This is a genomic window from Halorubrum tibetense (assembly GCF_042661865.1).
In the GTDB taxonomy this organism is placed as follows: domain Archaea; phylum Halobacteriota; class Halobacteria; order Halobacteriales; family Haloferacaceae; genus Halorubrum; species Halorubrum tibetense.
In genome coordinates this window covers 1-4,583 of sequence record NZ_JBHSWW010000201.1, presented here as the reverse complement: position 1 = coordinate 4,583, position 4,583 = coordinate 1, and the positions used below count along the sequence as shown (strand labels likewise).

At 68.5% G+C, this 4,583-nt stretch carries 2 protein-coding genes and 1 pseudogene; 1 reads left to right on the top strand and 2 read right to left on the bottom strand.

The annotated features are described in order from the left end of the window. A partial coding sequence (locus ACFQEU_RS11765; RefSeq protein WP_465261137.1) for a DUF7388 family protein occupies positions 1 to 269 on the bottom strand: 269 nt, incomplete at its 3' end. A 286-nt stretch (positions 270 to 555) separates the two neighbouring features. Between ACFQEU_RS11765 and ACFQEU_RS11760 the strand changes: the two genes are divergently transcribed. Beyond that, positions 556 to 1,587 (top strand): glutathione S-transferase family protein, encoded by a 1,032-nt coding sequence (locus tag ACFQEU_RS11760; RefSeq protein WP_379782352.1) that lies wholly within the window; start codon positions 556 to 558, stop codon positions 1,585 to 1,587. 538 nt (positions 1,588 to 2,125) lie between these two features. On the opposite strand, the pseudogene ACFQEU_RS11755 reads toward ACFQEU_RS11760, so the two are convergent. Next, positions 2,126 to 4,583 (bottom strand): annotated as a pseudogene (locus ACFQEU_RS11755) (efflux RND transporter permease subunit); the annotation flags it as partial.

Here is a 4,583-nt window from a genome sequence, read left to right as displayed (position 1 = left end):
TCGAGCAGCGAGTCGTCGCCGAGCGGGTCGAACCCGTCCGCGCGGACCGGCGTCGTGACGGATAGCGCAGTTTCGGCGGCCAGTCGGCCGAGCGTCTCGGCGTCGGGGAGGTGCTCGCGCCCCTCGTAATCGATCACGAGTCGATCGACCGGGAGCGCTGCCGCCCGGGAGACGTCGCACTCGGCGGGCTTGATCGCGGCGGCGTCGATGCCGGCTCGAACGACGGCTGGCTCGCCAGTGGAGTCACCGGTGCGGTCGTCGGCGAGCATCGATCCGTGGTCGCTCATCGTCGATCACCGTCGGTTCGGGATCGGGGGCAGGAAGCGGGTTTGCGTCGCACCTGACGCGTTTCAGTACCGTCGCGGAACTCGATCCATCGCTTGTGCAGCCATGACGGGAGCGGGTACCGCTCGCGGTCGGTTAAACCCGTCGCGGTGTGGCAATATTCTCCCGGACGCACTCGTTCGGCCGCCGTAACGCCGCCGCGTCGCGTCTGTCTCCCGGTAACACCGGTGTCTCCGGCCGTTCTTTAGGCGTCGAGCCCGTACATCGGGTATGAACCAACTCGTCGACGGTGAGTGGCGGACGGACGTGTACGAGACCACCAACGAGGAGGGCGCGTTCGAGCGCGGGGAGACGACGTTCCGGAACTGGATCGCCGGTAGCGACGTGCCCGAGGGCATCGACGCTGAGCCGGACGAGCGATTCCAGCCGGAAGCGGGTCGGTATCACCTGTACGTCTCGTACGCTTGCCCGTGGGCACACCGCACGTTGTTGGCGCGGTCGCTGCTCGGGTTGGAAGACGCCATCGACGTCAGCGTGGTCGACCCGTGGCGCGGCGAGGGCGGCTGGCAGTTCTCCCCGGAGAAAGCGGGCTGTACCCCCGACCGGCTCCACGGGAGCGACTACCTCCGCGAGCTGTACGTCGCGGCCGACCCCGACGCGACCTGCCGGGTGACCGTGCCCGTGCTCTGGGACACCGAGACGGAGACGGTCGTCAACAACGAGTCCCGGGAGATCCTGCGGACCCTCTCGACCGCCTTCGCCGACCTCGGCAACGACGTCTCCCTGCTCCCGGACGCCGACGACGCGGCGACGGTCGCGGCCGTCGACGAGACCATCACCGAGATCTACGAGCCCGTCAACAACGGCGTGTACCGCGCCGGGTTCGCGACCTCCCAGGCGGCCTACGACGAGGCGGTCGACGAGCTGTTCGACGCGCTCGACCACTGGAACGAGCACCTCGCGGATCGCCGGTACCTCGTCGGCGACTCGCTCACCGAGGCCGACATCTGTCTGTTCACCACGCTCGTCCGGTTCGACCAGGTGTACCACACCCACTTCATGTGTAACCGGAAGTTCATCCACCAGTACGAGCACCTCTGGCCGTACCTGCGTGACCTGTACCAGACGCCGGGCGTCGCCGAGACGGTGAACATGGACCACATCAAGGAGCACTACTACACGACCCATCCGGACGTGACGCCGACCGGGATCATCGCCCGCGGCCCCGACCTCGACTGGGACGCCCCACACGACCGCGACCGACTGACCGGGTCGCCCCCGACGCCGAACGCCGACGACTGATCGGGCACAGGGCCATCCGTCGAGCGGTTTCGGGACCGCCCAGTCAGTCGTTTTCTTCGTCCGGTTTGTCCGAGTCGTCCGGTTTGTCCGAGTCGTCCGGTTCGTCCGAGTCGTCCGGTTCGTCCGAGTCGCCTCCGTCCCCATCGTTGGGATCGCTCTCACCCCGCTCGGACTCGTTGGGTCGATCGAACCCTTCGAAGGGATCCGGCCCGTCGGCCCCCGACTCGCCGTCCGCACGGTCAGGGTCGGACACCGTGTCAGTCGCTGTTTCGGGGGATTCGGCGGTTCCGTTCTCGTCCGTGTCGAGCCATCCGAACGGTTCGTCGCCGTCGCTCTTACCGTCGCCGTCGTTTTCACCGTCGCCGTCGCTCTCACCGTCGCTATCGACGCTCTCATCGTCGCCGTCGCTATCGACGCTCTCATTCGCCGCGTCGAAGCCCTCGGAGTCGTCCCCGCCGACCGACTCGTCTCGGACGCCGTCGACGACGCCCGCGCTCGCGGTTCCGGTGCCGATCGCACCGGCGGTCCCGGCCCCGGTTCCGGCGTTCGGCTCGTCCTCACGGATGTTCGCCTCTAGCCCGAGCCCGACCCGTGAGCCGAAGCGGTCCCAGACGACCACCAGCGAGGGGACCAACACGATCGAACAGAGGTACGCGTAGAACACGCCGAGCGCGAGCAGCGCGCCGAAGTCCTGGATCAGCGGGATCACGGCGAGCCAGAGCACGCCGAGCCCGGTGACAGTGGTGAGCATGCTCCCGGTGAGCGCGCCGCCCGTGCCGCCGATGGTGACGTCGAGCGCCTCCTGGATCGGCCGGCCGGCCTTGTACTCGTCGACGAAGCGGTGGACGAAGTGGACGGTGTAATCCACGCCCAGCCCGATCGACACCGAGAGGATCGGCGCGTTGATCGGCGTGAGCGGGATGTCGAGGAGGCGCATCGACCCGACGAGCAGCCCGACCGTCGCCAACACCGGGATGAGGTTGAGCAGGCCGTAGACGGCCTTCCCCTCCAGATACCGGTACGAGAGGGTCAGGAAGACGGCGGTGAGAATGAATGCGACGATCAGGCTGTCGACGGCCGATTCGAGGAGGATGTCGATCACCGACTCGTTGACGACGAGCTCGCCGGTCGCCACGGCGTCGAGCGGCGTCCGCTCGGCGAGTGTGCGCACGTCGGCGACCGCCTGGCTGTTGTCCACGCCCGGGCGGATCGTGAAGTCGATCCGGGCGCTACCGCGGTCGGCGGCGAGGTACCCCCTGGCCTGCCCCTCCGCCGGCGACGCGAGGAGCTCGTCGTTCACCACGTCGACGTTCCGGTCCGGAACTCCGTTGCCGAGGCGGTCGTTCCGCTCGACGGTCCGCCGAAACGCCGGGTCGGCCGCGGCGTGGTCGTCGATCACCGTCACGATGCTCGTCGCGTCCGCGCGCCGGTCCGTCGACTCGAAGGTGTCCGGCGGGTTCCGAGTGGTGCGATCGATCAGTTCGAGCGCGTCGTCGTCGCGGACCGACTGGTCGACGTACAGCGTGACGGAGCCGACGAAGTCCTGTTCGAACTCCTCCTCGAACAGCGTCAACACCTGGAGGAACGTGTACTGCGTCGGCGCGAACGGCTCCGGTAACTGCGAGTACGTTTCCAGGCGGTCCTCGTCGGGGAAGAACGCCTCCTCGGAGAACTCGGTGTCGACGCCGGTACCGTAGGCGGCCCCCGCCGCCCCGCCGACCAACACGAGCAGGACGACCGCGATCGGCGCGAGCCTGGACAGGTCGACGCCGACGTGGAGGGCTCGGCCGAGGACGGAACCGCCCTCACCCAGCGGCGTCGTCCCGAACTCGGGGATGGGGAGCCGCGAGCGCCCCCGGTCGACGAGCACCTTCGCGGCGGGGAGATAGATCCCGAACACGAGCAGGGTGAACACCATTCCCGCGGCCGCGACGATCCCGAAGTCACGGTTCGGCTCGAACGGACTCACCACGTTGGCGAGCAGGCTGAACACGGTCGTGATCGTCACGAGGAGGAACGCGATCACGAGCTGGTCGGTCGTGATCCGCATCGACTCGCCGATCCCGCCGCCCGCGAGCCGCTCCTCGCGATACCGGTTGATGATGTGGATCCCGAAGTCGATCCCGACCGCCAACAACAGCGGGAAGACGGTGATGAGCGCGTCCGAGAACGGGATCCCGGCGTACCCCATGAACCCGAACGTCCACAGCACGGACATCCCGAGCGCGGAGAGCCCGAGCGTCATGTCGATCGGGTCGCGGTAGGCGAACAGCAGGAACAGGAGGATGAACAGCAGCGCCGCCGGGAACACGATGATCGCGGTGTCGGTCAACAGCGCGGTGATCTCGTTCTGGAGGATCCCGTCGCCGAAGAGAATGACGTTCTCGCCGGCGGTGGACCCCGGAACCGAGTCCACGATCCCGACGCTACGGGTCTGGAGCGTCTCGACGCGTTCGCTCGTCGCCGCGCCCGGGAGGTCGTAGGTGACGCCGACGATGGCGGTGCCCGCCCGCTGGGCGGTCGGGTTGTAGTCGGTGGACACCTGTGCGCCTACCGCTCCCGCCTCATCGGCCTCCTCGATGGCCGTCCGCAGCTCGCGTGGGGTCGCCTCCGCGACGGCGTCGCGCTGTTCGGCGGCGGTCTCCGCCGTCGGATCCAGCTGCGTCGCGACCGCGTTGGCATGGCTCGTCGTCGACCCGACCCGGAGCGTCGACCGCGTCTCCAGGCGATGTTGTGTCTCCAGGATCCGGACGAGCGCGGGCCGCGAGAGCACGTTGTCGTCGGAAACGAGCAGCTGCGCGGAGGTGACCTCGCCGCCGATCGCCGACTCGAACTCCTCGTCGATGTCGTCGAGCGCCTGCTGGGCCGGGATGTCTTGGGTGAACTGGTCGGCTCCCGCGGCCGTGGTAACCGCGGCGACCCCGCCGGCGGCGACGACGCTCACGACGAGGAACGCGACGACGACGAGCGCGGGCCGCTCCGTCACTTCGGCGTCG

Excerpts from the sequence above, each read along its gene's own strand:
- ACFQEU_RS11760 (WP_379782352.1), top strand. The coding sequence starts at position 556 with ATGAACCAACTCGTCGACGGTGAGTGGCGGACGGACGTGTACGAGACC.